We start from the raw sequence: 14,932 nt of genomic DNA, 5'->3' as shown, positions 1-14,932 counted from the left end.
CGTCTGATTTCCATTGAACTTGTTCATCCCCGTCCGTGGACCGCAGCCGCGAAGGACGACCGGCAGGTGTCGCATGCGCCGCAGGCGCATAACCCACCCTCGCAACCGGCACCGCCGCGGGTTCACGGTGCCCACCCCTCTGGGGTTCCTTCCGGCGAGGACGGCCCTGACGCCCTGTATCGGCTCATACATAAGCCAGGGCACCCACAGCCAGGCGGGCGCTGAGGTTCCGCCACCCGCACCGCCACGCAAAACGAGCCTGGAAACCTCAATCGCCGCTGATGTCGACCATCCACGTGATGCCGAAGCGGTCCGTGCACATGCCGAAGACGTCGCCCCACATCTGCTTCTCCAGCGGGACCGCGACGACGCCGTCCGCCGAGAGCTTCGCCCAGTAGTCGCGCAGCTCCGCGTCGTCGTCGCCGGTGACGCTCACCGAGATGTTGTTGCCCGGGCGGTGCTCCATGCCCGGCGGGACGTCGGAGGCCATCAGCGTGAAGCCGCGGTCCGTCTCCAGCATCGAGTGCATCACCTTGTCGGCGTCCGGCACGTCGGTGGCCCCGGCGTCGCCGTAGGTGCTGATCTGCAGGTTCCCGCCGAAGACCTGCTGGTAGAACTCCATCGCCTGGCGGGCCGTGCCGTCGAAGCTGATGTACGGGTTGAGACGAGAAGACACCGGAAGTCCCCCTCTGCTCGGTTTTTCGGCAATTGCAGGCTAGGCGCGCCGCGACGCGACGGCGCGCTGGAAATCCTCGCGGCGAGCTCCGACGAAAAGCGGGCCGGTGCGGTGGCATCCCCGCCCACCGCACCGGCCCGTCCGTCCGGCCGGGCGCACCCCACCCCGCTCGCACGCCCGGACGGCGGAGGTCAGCCGCTCGCGACGCGCTTGGCCGCGCTGCGGATGCGGAACGCGGTGATGATCTCCACGACGCCCACCACCAGCAGCCAGATCCCGCCGAACAGCACCAGCAGCGCGACCGAGGCCAGCGGCGACACGATCAGCACCACCCCGCCCAGCGCGGTGAGGACGCCGAGGAAGATCTGCCAGCCGCGCGCGGGCCTGTCCCGGTCCGCCACCGACGCGGTGATCTCCGTGATGCCGCGGAACAGCCAGCCGATCCCGATCCACAGGCCCAGCAGCAGGATCGACTGCATCTCGCCGCGGAAGCACAGCAACCCGAGCAGGATCGACAGCGCACCGCTGACGAACGCGAGCACCCGGATGGCCACCGAGGCGTGCGTGCCGAACGCGGCGACGATCTGCAGCACCCCGCTGACCAGCAGGTAGACGCCGAACAGGACGCCGACCACGATCAGCGTCGCGGCGGGCCACACCAGCGCCAGCACGCCCACCACCAGCGAGCAGACCCCGACCACCAGGATCGACTGCCAGGCCATCTTCGCCAGGCGCTGTGCGATCAGCGCGGGCTCTTCCGGAAAGACGCTCATGAACCAATCTCCGCACGCAGCAGCGAGTGTCGCAGTCCCCAACCTCGCGGATCATCAGTCCGGGTGACCGCCACGCCCGAGCCGGACCACAGTTTCAATTGAAACTGCGTCGCCCGGCACCGGCGTGGTCCGGCCTCAGACCGACGACGTCTCCTGCTCCCGGGTGCCGGACTGCTGCTCCGGGACCGACGGGCGGGCCAGGGTGCAGACCAGCTCGTCGTCCTCGACCGACGCCAGGATGGTGTCGCCGGGCTGCACCTCGCCGCCGAGCAGCAGCTTCGAGATCCGGTTGTCCAGCTCGGACTGGATGGTTCGGCGCAGCGGGCGCGCGCCGAACTCCGGCTGGTAGCCACGCTTGGTGAGCCACCGCTTCGCCTCGTCGGTGACCTCCAGGTCCACCTCCTGCGCGCGCAGCAGCCGCTTGCTGCGGTCCAGCAGCAGGTCGACGATGTGCGACAGGTCGTCCTCGGCGAGCCGGTGGAAGATGATGATGTCGTCGATGCGGTTGAGGAACTCCGGCGCGAACCTGCCGTGCAGGTCGTCCATCAGCTGGTCGCGGATCTCCTCCACCGGGCCCTCGTGGGCGAGGATGCGCTGGGCGCCGATGTTGCTGGTCATGATCACCACGGTGTTGCGGAAGTCCACCGTGCGGCCCTGCGCGTCGGTGAGCCTGCCGTCGTCGAGCACCTGCAGCAGCGCGTTGAACACGTCCCGGTGCGCCTTCTCGATCTCGTCGAACAGCAGGACGCTGTAGGGCTGGCGGCGGACCTTCTCGGTCAGCTGCCCGGCCTCCTCGTAGCCGACGTACCCGGGCGGGGCGCCGAGCAGCCGGGACACCGTGTGCCGCTCCTGGAACTCGCTCATGTCGAACCGGATCAGCCGGTGCTCGTCGCCGAAGAGCATCTCGGCCAGCGTCTTGGCCAGCTCCGTCTTGCCGACGCCGGTGGGGCCGAGAAACAGGAACGAGCCGATCGGCCGATTCGGGTCGCCCATCCCGGCCCGGCTGCGCCGCACCGCCTCGGCGACCGCGGTGACCGCCTCGTCCTGGCCGACGACGCGGTCGTGCATCGCCTCCTCCAGCTTCAGCAGCCGCTCCTTCTCGCTCTCGGTCAGCTGCGACACCGGGATTCCGGTGCGCTTGGACAGCACCTCGGCGATGTCCTGGACCGTGACGTCGGTGATGCCCTCCCGGCGCTCGGCGATCCCGGCCAGCTCGCCCTCGGCGACCTCGATCCGGTGCTTGAGCTCGGCGGCCCGGTCGAACTCCTCGGCGGCGACCGCCTGGTCCTTCTCCCGCCGCAGCTTGGCGATCTCGTCCTCGCGCTCGCGGGTCCCGGCGCTGCGGTGCAGCGTGCGCAGCCGGACCCGGGCGCCGGTCTGGTCGATCAGGTCGATCGCCTTGTCCGGCAGGAACCGGTCGCTGATGTAGCGGTCGGAGAGCGTCGCTGCGGCGGCCAGCGCTTCGTCGGTGAACCGCACGCCGTGGTGCGCCTCGTAGGAGTCGCGCAGGCCCTCCAGGATCTGGATCGTCTCCTCGACGGTCGGCTCCGGGATCATCACCGGCTGGAAGCGGCGCTCCAGCGCGGAGTCCTTCTCGATGTGCTTGCGGTACTCGTCGATGGTGGTGGCGCCGACGACGTGCAGCTCACCGCGCGCCAGGGCGGGTTTGAGGATGTTGCCCGCGTCCATGCTGCCCTCGGCCGCGCCCGCGCCGACCACGGTGTGCAGCTCGTCGATGAACAGGATCACCGAGCCCTCCGCGGCGCGGACCTCGTCGATGACCTTCTTCAGCCGCTGCTCGAACTCGCCGCGGTACTGCGCCCCGGCCACCAGCCCGGTCAGGTCGAGCGCGACGACCCGCTTGTCCTGCAGCGTCTCCGGGACGTCGCCGGAGACGATGCGCTGCGCGATGCCCTCCACGATCGCCGTCTTGCCGACGCCGGGTTCGCCGATCAGCACCGGGTTGTTCTTGCTGCGCCGGGACAGGATCTCCACGGTCTGCTCGATCTCGTCGCCGCGGCCCACCACGACGTCGACCTTGCCCGCGCGGGCCTCGGCGGTCAGGTCGCGGCCGTACTCGTCCAGGGTCGGGGTCTCGCTGCTCGGCGCGGCCGGGGTGCCTTCGGCCGCGGCGGAGCGCTCCACGCGGTCGCGGAGCCGGTCGGTGTTGATCTCCTGCGAGTCCAGCATCCGCACCGTCGCCGCGTCCGGGTCGTCGAGCAGCGCGGCGAGGATGTGCTCCGGCCCGATGTAGGAGGCGCCGACGGCTTGCGAGCGGGCGTGCGCGCCGATCAGCACCCGCTTGGCCGCCGGGGTCAGGCCGGGGTTCGCCGACGGCTGCGCGCTCTCCCCGGGCAGGATCTCGGCGATCCGCTCGGCCAGGTGGTCCGGTTCCGCCCCGGCCTGCTCCAGCAGCTTGCGGGTGGCCTCCACCTGGGTGGCGGCCCAGAGCAGATGCTCGGTGTCCAGGTCGGCGCTGCCGTCCTGCTCGGCGCGGGCGGAGGCGCGGCGGATCAGGTCGGTGGCGGACTCGGTGAGCAGCCGCCCGATCGGCACCCGCTGCACGGCGGGCGGCGAGGTGCGCGGCGACATGCCGAAGAACCGGTTGAGCAGATCGGCGAACGGGTCTTGGGCGCCGAAGCCGGAGGGGAAACTCATCATCCACCACCAGGGAACGTGTAGGTCGGGACCGGGACGCCGCCGCGCTCAACCACCCGCGCAAAGCGCGTCTACCAGCCCAAATACACCAACGACCGGCCCCCGCCGCAACGCGGCACCAACCCCCTCCCGGCCGTACAATCCCCCGCCCCGGCGCCGGGCGTGGACCCGCGATTTCAATGGAAATCGGATGTCCGATTTCCATTGAACTTGTTCATCCTGCCCGTGGACCGCAGCCGCGAAGGGCGACCGGCACCGGCCGGCCGGTGTCGCATGCGCCGCAGGCGCATAACCCGCCCTCGCAACTCGCACCGCCGCGGGTTCTCAGCGTTCGCCTGGCGAGGACGGCCCTGACGCCGTGTATCGGCATACATCAGTCAGGGCACCCGGAGTCCAGGCGGGCGCTGAGGTTCCGCCACCCGCACCGCCACGCAGAACGAGGCTGGAAAAACCTCAATGAAATCGCGAGGTGCGGATCAGCCGAGGAAGACGTTGGTGCGTTGGGAGAGCAGGCGGTAGAGGGTGTGCTGGATGTTCTCCCGGACCTGGTCGCTGAGGCTGAACACCAGCATCGGGTCGTCGGCCGCGCCCTCCGGGTAGGAGGAGGTCTCGATCGGCTCGCCGAACTCGATGTACCACTTCGACGGCAGCGGCACCGCGCCCAGCAGCCCGAAGTGCGGGAACAGCGGCGTGATCGGGAAGTACGGCACCCCGAGCAGCCGGGCCAGCGGCTTGATGTCGGCCAACTTCGGGTAGATCTCCTCCGCGCCCACGATCGCGCAGGGCACGATCGGCGCCCCGGTGCGCAGCGCCGCCGAGACGAACCCGCCGCGCCCGAACCGCTGCAGCTTGTAGCGGTCCTTGAACGGCTTGCCGATGCCCTTGAAGCCCTCCGGCCAGACGCCCACCAGCTCACCGCCGGTCAGCAGCCGCTCGGCGTCCGGGTTGCAGGCCAGCGTGTGCCCGGCCTTGCGGGCCAGCGCGCCGAGCACCGGCAGCTGGAACACCAGGTCGGCGCCGAGCATCCGCAGGTGGCGGGACGCCGGGTGGTGGTCGTGCAGCGCGACCGTGGTCATGAGCGCGTCCCAGGGCAGCGTGCCGGAGTGGTTGGCCACCACCAGCGCGCCGCGGTCCGCGGGCACGTGGTGGGTGCCGATCGCCTCCACCCGGAACCACTTGTCGTAGAACGGCCGCAGCAGCCGCAGGAACACCTCGTCGGTCAGCTCCTCGTCGAAGCCGAACTCGTCGACGCGGTAGTCGCCGAGCAGCCGCCGCCGGGCGAAGGCCAGGACCTCGGCGACGGCGTCCTCCCAGCCCGGCTCGGCGGGCTCCGGGGCCTGCCGGTCCCGGTCCTCCGGTCGCAGCGGGATCACCTGCGCATCCGCCATCACGACTCCACATCCCGCGCGGTGGACGAGCCGCGCAGCTTCACCAGCAGGTCCCCGGCGCCGCGCTCGGCGGCCAGGACGGTCTCGGGGTCCACCACCGGCCGCAGGCCGCGACCGCGGACGAAGTCGTCGAAGGCCTGCTGCGTGGTCCAGCGCGGGGTGAACCCGAACTGCTCGCGGAGCCTGGTGGTGTCCAGCACCCGGCCGAAGTTGAGGTAGCGCAGTTGCTCGGAGGAGAAGTCGACCAGCCGCGCGCTGCGGAAGAACTGCGTCACCGGCAGCACCGCCGGGCCCGGCAGCGGCAGCGCGATCCGCCCGGCCCGCCGGATCGCCTGGGAGAGCATGAGCACGCCCTCTCCGGCCACGTTGAAGACGCCGGGCCGCTCGGCCAGCGTCGCCCGCTCCAGCACCGCCAGCGCGTCCTCGGAGTGCAGCAGCTGCAGCCGGGCGTCGAAGCCGAGCACGGTGGGCACCACCGGCAGGGCGAAGTAGCGGGTGAGCATCGCGTCGATGCGCGGGCCGATCAGGTTGCTGAACCGCAGCGTGGTGATGTCCACGTCGGGTCGGCGGCGGCCGAAGCCGCGCACGTACCCCTCGATCTCCACGGCGTCCTTGGCGTACCCGGACGACGGGAGGTCCTTGGGCTCCATCTCCTCGGTGAACACCGCGGGGTCCCGCGAGCTCGACCCGTACACGGCGCACGTGGAGCGGACCACGACCTTGCGCACCTGCGGCGACTGCTGGCAGGCGGCCAGCAGCTGCATGGTGCCGATGACGTTCATCTCCTTGACCGCGGCGCGGCCCCCGGGACCGGAGTGGGTGTTGACCGCCGCGTGCACCACGGTGTCGACCCCGGCGTTGGCGATGACCTTGCCGATCAGCGGGTTGCGGATGTCGGCGCGGACGAACTCGGTGCGCCCCATCCGACGCAGCAGGTCCCGACCGGGCTGCACGGTGTCGACCCCGAGCACCCGGCCGACCGCGGGGTTGGCGGCCAACCGAGCGGCGAGGTGCCCGCCCAGGAACCGGCTGACCCCGGTCACCAGCACGACGTTCGGGCCCATGCGTCTCCCCGCGTCTCGACCACGGCCACCAAGCCCGATGCTACCGCCACCAGCACCACAACCAGCTACACCGCGGTTACCGACAAGTGCCGGGTCCCCGGCAGCACCCACCCCCGATCGCACGGCCAAAGCCACGGTTCAGCCTGCTCAGAACCCGTGACCACTTTCTGGCGCCACAACCCCAGACAGCACTCACAACCCAGGACCAGCCAAAACAACCCACAACCAAAGCAGAAGCAGCAAGGTGAGCGCACAAGCCGACCACGGCCGGAACCGGCAGCCGCAAGGCGAGCAAGAGTGGTGAGGGGAAGTCGGCGAATCGGCCACCGTCAGGCAAGCGGCGAAGCCGCTTCCGGCGGTAGACAGCGACCGCGGTGGGCGTCCGGCACCGATCGTTAGATCGTCGCATGCGCCGCTAGGCGCATAACCCACCCTCGCAGCTTGCACCGCCGCGGGTTCTCAGCGTTCGCCTGGCGAGGACGGCCCTGACGCCGTGTATTGGTCATACATAAGTCAGGGCACCCACAGCCAGGCGGGCGCTGAGGTTCCGCCACTTGCACCGCCACGCAAGACGACCACCCCAGAAACAAAAGCCGCCGCCGACCCCTGCGGGTGGTCGGCGGCGGCGCGCAGGTCACTTGCCCAACTTGCGACGCTGGACGCGCGTCTTGCGGAGCAGCTTGCGGTGCTTCTTCTTGGACATGCGCTTGCGGCGCTTCTTGATGACCGAGCCCATGCGGACTCCTTCACTCTTGACGGCAGTTCGAACGTCTCCCGCGCCGGCGCAGCCGCGATGAGCGCACCAGGCACGACCACCCCAGAACTTTACCTGCCCTGGTGCGGGCCCCTGCCGCCGTGGTCCCTCGAAACGCCGCCGGGCACCGTCCGGCGGCCCCGCGCGTGCGCGCGGCGACCGGCGGCGGTGCCCGTCGACCAGTGTCAGCCCGCGTTGTAGTAGGCGCTCTCCAGGTAGGCGTGGACGTCCTTCTCCGCCACCCGAAACGACCGGCCCACGCGTGCTGCGGGCAGCTCGCCGGCGTGGACGAGCCGGTAGACCGTCATCTTCGACACCCGCATCAGCTTGGCGACCTCGGCGACGGTGAGGAACCGCACCTGACCCATGTTCGGTGGCGCCTGTTGGCTGGGTTCGGAGTTCGCAGACATGCTTCACCGTGCCCTTCGGCACGTGTCGCGCCGTCGGCTTCCCCTCCGACGGAAACCTCACGCACGTGCTCTATCGAGAGTAGCGGGACGGCTGGGGAACCTGCGATGGCCGAATTACCTGAGTATTCGTCCGTCCTTCAAAAGCTGTCGGCGAAGCCGTCCTCGCTCGTGGAAGCGGCGTCAGCTGCTTGCATCCACCTGCGCAGGGCGACCACCGGCGGGTTCTGAGCGGTTTCCCGGCGAGGACGGCCCCTCCGCCGCGTATTGGACATACATCAGGAGGGGCACCCGCAGTCCGGGGAAGCGCTCAGGTTCCGCCAAGCGACCACCCGAGCAACGCAAGCACCGAACAGGCACTCAGTCGCGGTCCTCGTGGACCGCGCCGAGCTCCACCGACCGGTCCCGGGCGGCCTCGATCGCGTCGATCATCGCCGCTCGGACGCCGTGCTTCTCCAGCTCGCGGATGCCCGCGATGGTGGTTCCGGCGGGCGAGGTGACCGCCTCGCGCAGCATCACCGGGTGCCCGCCGCCCTCGCGGAGCATCGCGGCGGCGCCGACCGCGGACTGCACGATGAGCTCGGCGGCGGTGGCGCGCGGGATGCCCAGCAGGATGCCCGCGTCGATCATCGCCTCGACCAGGTAGAAGAAGTACGCCGGGCCGGAGCCGGACAGCGCGGTGACCGCGTCCTGCTGGGCCTCCGGCACCCGCACCACCTTGCCAACGCTGCCGAGCAGCTCCTCGACCAGCGCCAGGTCCTCGTCCGAGGCGCGGGAGCCGCCGGAGATGGCGCTCATGGCCTCGCCGACCAGCATCGGCGTGTTCGGCATGACCCGGACCACCGCAGTGCCCTCGGGCAGCCGCCGCTCGAACAGCTTGGTGGGCAGGCCCGCGCACAGCGACACCACGAGCTTGCCGGCGGGCAGGTTCGGGGCCATCTCGTCGAGCAGCGGTTCGATGTCCTGGGGCTTGACGGCGACGACGATGACGTCCGCGCGCTGCACGGCGGCGGCCACGTCCACGTGCGTGATGCCGTAGGCCTTGGTCAGCTCCGCGGCGCGGGTCGCGAACCGCTCGGTGAACAGCAGGTCCGCCGGGGCGCGTCCGGCCTTCAGCAACCCCGTCAGCAGGGATTCCCCGATCTTTCCGGCTCCGAGTACGGCGATCGTCGTCATGCCGCTCAGGGTGCCAGACCACGCTCCGCGAGCAGCACCAGCCGACCGCTGCCCGGTTCGTCCGGAGATCTCCCGCAGCTCGATCACAGCAGTTACTGTGTCTGCCACCACAGCGCCCGCCACGGCCGTGCGATCCAGACCCGAAGGAGCTCTGATCATGTTCAGCACGATGCAGGACGCACCCCTGTCGATCGCCCGGATCCTCGAGCAAGGCAGCGGACCGCACGGCGCGTCTGCGCAGGTCATCACCTGGACCGGCGAGGGTTCGCGGCGCCGGGCCTACGCCGACGTCGGCCGCCGGGCGGCGCAGCTGGCGCACGCGCTGCGCGGTCTCGGCGTCACCGGTGACCAGCGGGTCGGCACGTTCATGTGGAACAACGCCGAGCACCTGGAGGCCTACCTCGCGGTGCCGTCGATGGGTGCCGTGCTGCACACGCTGAACATCCGGTTGTTCCCGGAGCAGCTCGTCTACGTGGCCAACCACGCCGAGGACGAGGTGGTGCTGGTCGACGCGACGCTGCTGCCGCTGTTCGGCAAGCTGCTGCCGGAGCTCAAGACGGTGCGGCACGTGATCGTCTCGGGCGGCGACAAGGCCGCGCTGGAGGCGCCGAAGGGCGTCGAGGTGCACGGCTACGAGGAGCTGCTGGCCGGGCAGCCGGTGGAGTTCGACTGGCCCGAGCTGGACGAGCGGTCGGCCGCGGCGATGTGCTACACGTCCGGCACCACGGCCAACCCGAAGGGCGTCGTGTACTCGCACCGCTCGATCTACCTGCACTCGATGCAGGTGTGCATGACCGACGGGATGGCGCTGTCGCAGGCGGACCGGGCGCTGGCGGTGGTGCCGATGTTCCACGCGATGTCCTGGGGCCTGCCGTACGCGGCGTTCATGGTGGGCGCCTCGATCGTCATGCCGGACCGGTTCCTGCAGCCCGAACCGCTGGTGAAGATGACCGCGGCGGAGCGCCCGACGATGGCCGCGGCGGTCCCGACGATCTGGCAGGGCGTGCTGCAGCACCTGGCGGCCGACCCGCACGACGTGTCCTCGCTGCGCGAGGTGGTGGTGGGCGGGGCAGCCTGTCCGCCGTCGCTGATGAAGACCTTCGAGGAGAAGTACGGCATCCCGGTGCTGCACGCCTGGGGCATGACGGAGACCTCGCCGCTGGGCAGCGTGGCCCGGCCGCCCGCCGGGGTCACCGGCGAGCAGCTCTGGAAGTACCGGGCCAGCCAGGGCCGCCCGCCGGCCGGGGTGCAGGCGCGGCTGGTCGGCGACGACGACCAGGTGCTGCCGTGGGACGGCGAGAGCGTCGGCGAGCTGGAGGTCCGGGGGCCGTGGATCACCGCCTCCTACTACGGCGACGACGACCCGGAGAAGTTCCACGACGGCTGGCTGCGCACCGGCGACGTCGGGCACATCAGCCCGGACGGCTTCGTGCAGCTGACCGACCGGGCCAAGGACGTGATCAAGTCCGGCGGCGAGTGGATCTCGTCGGTGGACCTGGAGAACAAGGTGATGGGCCACCCCGCGGTCGCGGAGGCGATGGTGATCGGGGTGCCGGACGAGAAGTGGTCGGAGCGCCCGCTGGTCGCGGTGGTCCTGCGCGACGGCCAGCAGGTGGACGCCGCGGAGCTGCGCGACTTCCTGGCGGGCTCGGTGGCGAAGTGGCAGCTGCCGGAGTACTGGACGTTCATCCCGGAGGCGCCGAAGACGAGCGTGGGCAAGTTCGACAAGAAGCGCCTCCGCAAGCAGCACGCCGACGGCGAGCTCGACGTGACCCGCCTGGGCTGAGCCCGTCCGGACGCGCACGTCACCGAACGCGATTTCAATGGAAATCGGACGTCTGATTTCCATTGAAATCGCGGAGGTCCGGCACCGTCCGGACGACCCGTCCAACACCTTCCGGCGTGTCGGGTGCTCGACGCGCCGGGGAAGTGCAACTTCCATTGAAATCGGATCTTCGATTTCAATGGAAGTTGCGGCAGGTCAGGGGGCCATGGCGAGTTGGCGGGCCTGGCAGATCAGGCGGCCCATCGAGTCCACCACCGTCACGTCCTCGTCGAACCACTGGCCCTGGACCGCTCGGCAGTCCACCGCGAGGCGGAGCCAGCCGTTGGCCGGGGCCGTGCGGAGCAGGGCCGTCAGCTGCACCGTCGGGGCCCAGCCGAAGCGGGCCAGGTTCAGCGTGACCGGCACCGTCAGGTCCCCGGCGACCAGGCCGAACAGCAGGTCCGGCTGGGCCTCCCGGGGCTTGACCCACATCCGCAGGCGGGGCGGTCCGGTGCGGCCGTCGAGGAACTCCGCGGTGTCCGCGTCCAGCCGCATGTCGCAGACCTGGGCCAGCGAGAAGTACTTGCGCTGCTCGCCGGCGCCGAGGTCGATCGCGTTCGACGGCGGGTTCACCGGCATGTCGGGCAGCTCCGACCACGCCGGTTCGCCCTCGGGCGCCTTGCCGAGGGTGATCGTGGCGTCGACGCAGGACTTCCCGCTCTGCTCGAGCAGCGCCCGGGCCGCGGTGACCGTCTTGCCCGCCTTGAGGATCTCGGTGCGGATCAGCACCGGTCCGACCCGGGGCGGGCGCAGGTACTGGGCGCTGACCGCCAGCGGCTCGAGCCCGGTCACGTCGCCCAGCGCCCTGGTCAGCAGCGCCAGCAGGTAGCCGCCGTGCGGGTGGTCGCCCACGGCCCAGTCCGGATGCAGGTTGGCGACGTAGCTGCCGTCGCCGAGCGAGCGCACCGAGGTGGCCGCCGCGAAGGGGTCCAGGGCCTCGGTCACATGCGGTCCAGTGGTCGGATGCGCTCGACGACCGATGCGCGCAACGGGTTCATGGTCACCGATTCTAGTGACCTTGACAGAAGTTGATCATCAGGCACCGGGTAACGCCAGGAACGGGCGATTCCGCACCGGGCGGGGACTCCGCGCGCCCGCCGAACCGGCGATTTCGCGCGAAACCGTCAGGCCGACTGCAGCGGCTGCAGGTGCATCCGGGCGAACAGCAGCGCCTCGGCCAGCAACGCCGCCCGCTGCTGGGGATTGCGCGCCTTCCGGGTGTTGATCTCCAGCACCACCGACCCCTGGTACCCGTCGGCCGCGAGCGCCTCGCAGACCTCGGCGCAGGGCTGGTTCCCCTGCCCCGGCACCAGGTGCTCGTCCCGCGGCGCCCCGGTCCCGTCCGCGAGGTGCACGTGCGCGAGCCCGCCCTTCATGCGCTTGAGCAGGTCGATGGCGTCCACGTGCGCGGCGGCGGCGTGCGAGAGGTCCAGCGTGTAGTTGTTGAAGCCCACCTCGGTCGGGTCCGGCGACGGCTTGAACGCCGACAGCCCGCTGGACTTCCCGCCGCGCAGCCGGTTCAGCGTGCTCGGCGGGCGCAGCGGGAACATGTTCTCCACCGCGACCGCGATCCCGCTGGTCTCCTCCAGCTCGGCGACCAGCTCGCCGAAGCCGTCGGCGTAGCGGCGCTGCCAGCGGAACGGCGGGTGCACGACCACTGTGGACGCACCGAGCTCGCTGGCCACCACCACGGACCGGCGCAGCCGCTCCTCCGGCTCCGGCGACCAGACCCGCTGGGTGATCAGCAGGCAGGGCGCGTGGACGGCCAGGATCGGCACGCCGTGCTGCTCGGAGAGCCGGTGCAGCGCGGCCACGTCCTGGCTGACCGCGTCCGCCCAGACCATCACCTCGACCCCGTCGAAGCCGAGGTCGGCGGCCATCTCGAACGCGGCGCGGGCCGGTTGCGGCCACACCGAGGCGCTGGACAACCCGACCGGGATGCGTCCCGGGGCGTCCTCGCGCGGTGGCGGTTGCACTGTCATGTCCTGCCAAGGATGACCGACGATCGCTGGAGGGTCACGCTGCGGTACCCGCGAGCGGCGGATATCTCACACCGCAGCTCCCGGGGCGAGTCTGCCAAATCCGCGTGGATCAGTGGCTGATCAGGAGCAGAGCTGCTGGGGAGACCGTGCAGAACAGGCCGACCAGCACGGCCAGCAGGATCGTCTGCAGGTCGTTGTTGCGCAGGAACTTCCACGCGATCAGCACCAGCAGACCGGTGAACAGCAGCGCGGCGGCCAACGCCGCCAGCGCGTGGAAGCCCCACAGCCAGCGGAACCCGAACCAGACCGCACCGCCGCCGACCAGCCCGGCGACGCCCTGCACGGCCAGCGTGCCCCACTCCTTGGCGGGCGACGGCGGCTCCGGTTCCTCCTCCGCCTCGTCCTCGCGGTAGTCGTCGGCGCCCATGCCCGCGGGCAGCTCGGGGTCGTAGTCGTCGTCCTCGGCGTACTCCGGCTCCGGCTCCTCGTAGGAGTCGAAGTCGTACGGGTCATCGTCCGCGCGCTCCGGTGCCTCCTCGGCCCGCTCCGGCAGTGCGGCGGGGACGGCCAGCACCTCGGTGCCCTCGTCCGGGACGGGTGCCGCGGGCGGGGCGACGCGCGGCAGCTGCTCGGTGACGCCCTCCGGCGGCGTCTTGGGCGGCACCGGTGGCTCCGGCGGAGCCTTGGGGGCCGTCGGCGGCACCGGCGGCGCATCGGCGCGCAGCGCGGGCTGCTGGATGGTCGCCTCGGCATCGCCCTCGACGGGCGCGGGCTGCTTGTTGCCACCGGCGGTGGCGAACCGCTGCGCCCAGTAGCTCGGGCCACCCGGCTGCTCCGCGGGCGCCTCGGCGGCGGGCGGCTCCGGGGCCGGGGGTTCCGGCGCGGGCGGCACCGGTGGCTTGGCGGCGGGCGGCGGTGGCGGAGCGGCCGGGCGGCGACCGGTGGCCCGGTGGCTGCGGTACTGCGGGGGCTCGGCGTCGGGCTGGATGGCGCGCATCTGGCCGCTGTCCGACAGCACCCGCTCGATGATCGCCTGCGGCGCGGTCTCGCTCGGGTCCTCGGCGCGCCTGCGCCGCCGACGGCTGCTCTTCTGGCCGCTGCTGCCGTACTCGGCCAGCAGCTCCGCAACGGTGCGCTGGGTGGGCTGATCGGCCCCGCTGTCCCGATTCATCGCTCCCACCGTGCCCCGTGCTCCGTCCAGCGTCCAGTTCCGTCCTCAGGCCCGGCGAGCCGCAACGCCGCTCGGTCCTGGATGGCAGTGTGACTGTCTCCGTTGGTGTGGTCCAGCCGCCGCAGGATCACCCCTTCACGCAACGCCCAGGGGCAGATGTCGAGTTCCTTCAGCCCCAGCGCCTTCATGGTGGCCTCCGCCACCAGCGCACCGCCCACGAGCTGGTGCGCCCGCGCGGCGCTGACCCCGTCGAGGGTGGCCAGGTCCTGCGACGACATCCGGGTGATGAAGGAGATCAGCTGGCGCAGGCCGGTCTCGGTCAGGGTGCGCGGCACCCGCGGACCGGCCGAGGCCGGGGCGGCGCCGGTCAACCGGGCCAGCGACCGGAAGGTCTTGGAGCTGGCCACCGCCCGGTCCGGGCGGCTGAGCTTGCGGAACTGCTTGGCGGTGGGCGCGAGCTGGCCCTGCAGCCACTCGCGGAGCTTCTTGACCTCGTCCTGGCGGGGCGGGTCGTGCAGCATGGTGCGGGCCATCCGCCCGGCGCCCAGCGGCAGCGACACCGCCAGGTCGGGCTGCTCGTCGATGCCCATCGCCAGCTCCAGCGAGCCGCCGCCGATGTCGAGCACCAGCAGGTTGCCCGCGGACCAGCCGTACCAGCGGCGCGCGGCGAGGAAGGTGAACCGGGCCTCGTCCTCGCCGGGCAGCACCTCCAGCTCGATGCCGGTCTCGGCGGTCACCCGGCCGAGCACCTCGCCGGCGTTGTCGGCCTCCCGGATCGCCGAGGTCGCGAAGGCCATCAGCTCCTCGCACCCGGCCGCGATCGCCGACTCCTGCGCGTCGGCGACCGTGCGGACCAGCTCGGCGGCGTCGTCCTCGCTGAGGCGGCCGCCGTGCGCGTCGATCCGCTCGGCGAGCCGCAGCACGGTCTTCTCCGATGTCATCGGGGTCGGATGGGCACCACGATGCGCGTCCACCACCAGCAGGTGGACCGTGTTGGATCCGACGTCGAGCACCCCTAGGCGCATGACCGACAAATTACCGGCTGCGCACACGACCGG

General features: G+C 71.2%; 13 protein-coding genes. 1 reads left to right on the top strand and 12 read right to left on the bottom strand.

Translation table 11 applies throughout. The features are described 5' to 3' along the window. Positions 1-268: 268 nt before the first annotated feature. The 8 genes from F1721_RS13465 to proC all read right to left on the bottom strand — a co-directional run bounded on the left by F1721_RS13465 (position 269) and on the right by proC (position 8,896). Positions 269-676, bottom strand: a complete 408-nt coding sequence (locus tag F1721_RS13465) for a VOC family protein (RefSeq protein WP_150067015.1) — start codon at positions 674-676, stop codon at positions 269-271. Between the two features lie 191 nt (positions 677-867). Further along, a complete protein-coding gene (locus F1721_RS13460) occupies positions 868-1,449 on the bottom strand; it encodes an HdeD family acid-resistance protein (RefSeq protein ID WP_150067014.1) in 582 nt (193 codons plus the stop codon). Positions 1,450-1,584: 135 nt separating this feature from the next. Continuing rightward, positions 1,585-4,107, bottom strand: a complete 2,523-nt coding sequence (locus F1721_RS13455; RefSeq protein WP_150067399.1) for an ATP-dependent Clp protease ATP-binding subunit — start codon at positions 4,105-4,107, stop codon at positions 1,585-1,587. A 476-nt stretch (positions 4,108-4,583) separates the two neighbouring features. Continuing rightward, entirely contained in the window at positions 4,584-5,495 is a 912-nt protein-coding gene (locus F1721_RS13450) for a lysophospholipid acyltransferase family protein (RefSeq protein WP_150067013.1), read from the bottom strand. Beyond that, positions 5,495-6,559, bottom strand: a complete 1,065-nt coding sequence (locus F1721_RS13445; protein ID WP_150067012.1) for an NAD-dependent epimerase/dehydratase family protein — start codon at positions 6,557-6,559, stop codon at positions 5,495-5,497. The genes F1721_RS13450 and F1721_RS13445 overlap by 1 nt, the downstream gene beginning before the upstream one ends. Positions 6,560-7,193: 634 nt before the next feature. Next, on the bottom strand, positions 7,194-7,295 hold the full coding sequence (locus tag F1721_RS13440) for a 30S ribosomal protein bS22 (protein WP_010241351.1): 102 nt from the start codon (positions 7,293-7,295) through the stop codon (positions 7,194-7,196). Between the two features lie 203 nt (positions 7,296-7,498). Then, on the bottom strand, positions 7,499-7,723 hold the full coding sequence (locus tag F1721_RS13435) for a helix-turn-helix domain-containing protein (RefSeq protein ID WP_150067011.1): 225 nt from the start codon (positions 7,721-7,723) through the stop codon (positions 7,499-7,501). 357 nt (positions 7,724-8,080) lie between these two features. Continuing rightward, positions 8,081-8,896, bottom strand: a complete 816-nt coding sequence (gene proC / locus F1721_RS13430) for a pyrroline-5-carboxylate reductase (protein WP_150067010.1) — start codon at positions 8,894-8,896, stop codon at positions 8,081-8,083. Between the two features lie 157 nt (positions 8,897-9,053). Between proC and F1721_RS13425 the strand changes: the two genes are divergently transcribed. Next, positions 9,054-10,682, top strand: coding sequence for a long-chain fatty acid--CoA ligase (locus tag F1721_RS13425; protein ID WP_150067009.1), 1,629 nt, complete (start codon positions 9,054-9,056; stop codon positions 10,680-10,682). 195 nt (positions 10,683-10,877) lie between these two features. On the opposite strand, the gene F1721_RS13420 is transcribed toward F1721_RS13425, so the two are convergent. The 4 genes from F1721_RS13420 to F1721_RS13405 all read right to left on the bottom strand — a co-directional run bounded on the left by F1721_RS13420 (position 10,878) and on the right by F1721_RS13405 (position 14,899). Then, positions 10,878-11,666, bottom strand: coding sequence for a thioesterase family protein (locus tag F1721_RS13420; protein WP_150067008.1), 789 nt, complete (start codon positions 11,664-11,666; stop codon positions 10,878-10,880). Positions 11,667-11,845: 179 nt separating this feature from the next. Further along, positions 11,846-12,703 (bottom strand): sugar phosphate isomerase/epimerase family protein, encoded by an 858-nt coding sequence (locus tag F1721_RS13415; RefSeq protein ID WP_150067007.1) that lies wholly within the window; start codon positions 12,701-12,703, stop codon positions 11,846-11,848. Between the two features lie 109 nt (positions 12,704-12,812). Next, positions 12,813-13,874, bottom strand: a complete 1,062-nt coding sequence (locus F1721_RS13410; protein ID WP_150067006.1) for a hypothetical protein — start codon at positions 13,872-13,874, stop codon at positions 12,813-12,815. Beyond that, positions 13,871-14,899 (bottom strand): Ppx/GppA family phosphatase, encoded by a 1,029-nt coding sequence (locus F1721_RS13405; RefSeq protein ID WP_150067005.1) that lies wholly within the window; start codon positions 14,897-14,899, stop codon positions 13,871-13,873. The genes F1721_RS13410 and F1721_RS13405 overlap by 4 nt, the downstream gene beginning before the upstream one ends. Positions 14,900-14,932: the final 33 nt, after the last annotated feature.

The organism is Saccharopolyspora hirsuta, assembly GCF_008630535.1.
In the GTDB taxonomy this organism is placed as follows: Bacteria; Actinomycetota; Actinomycetes; order Mycobacteriales; family Pseudonocardiaceae; genus Saccharopolyspora; species Saccharopolyspora hirsuta.
Note: the sequence above shows the minus strand (reverse complement) of the source record. Positions and strands in the feature narration are given on the sequence as shown.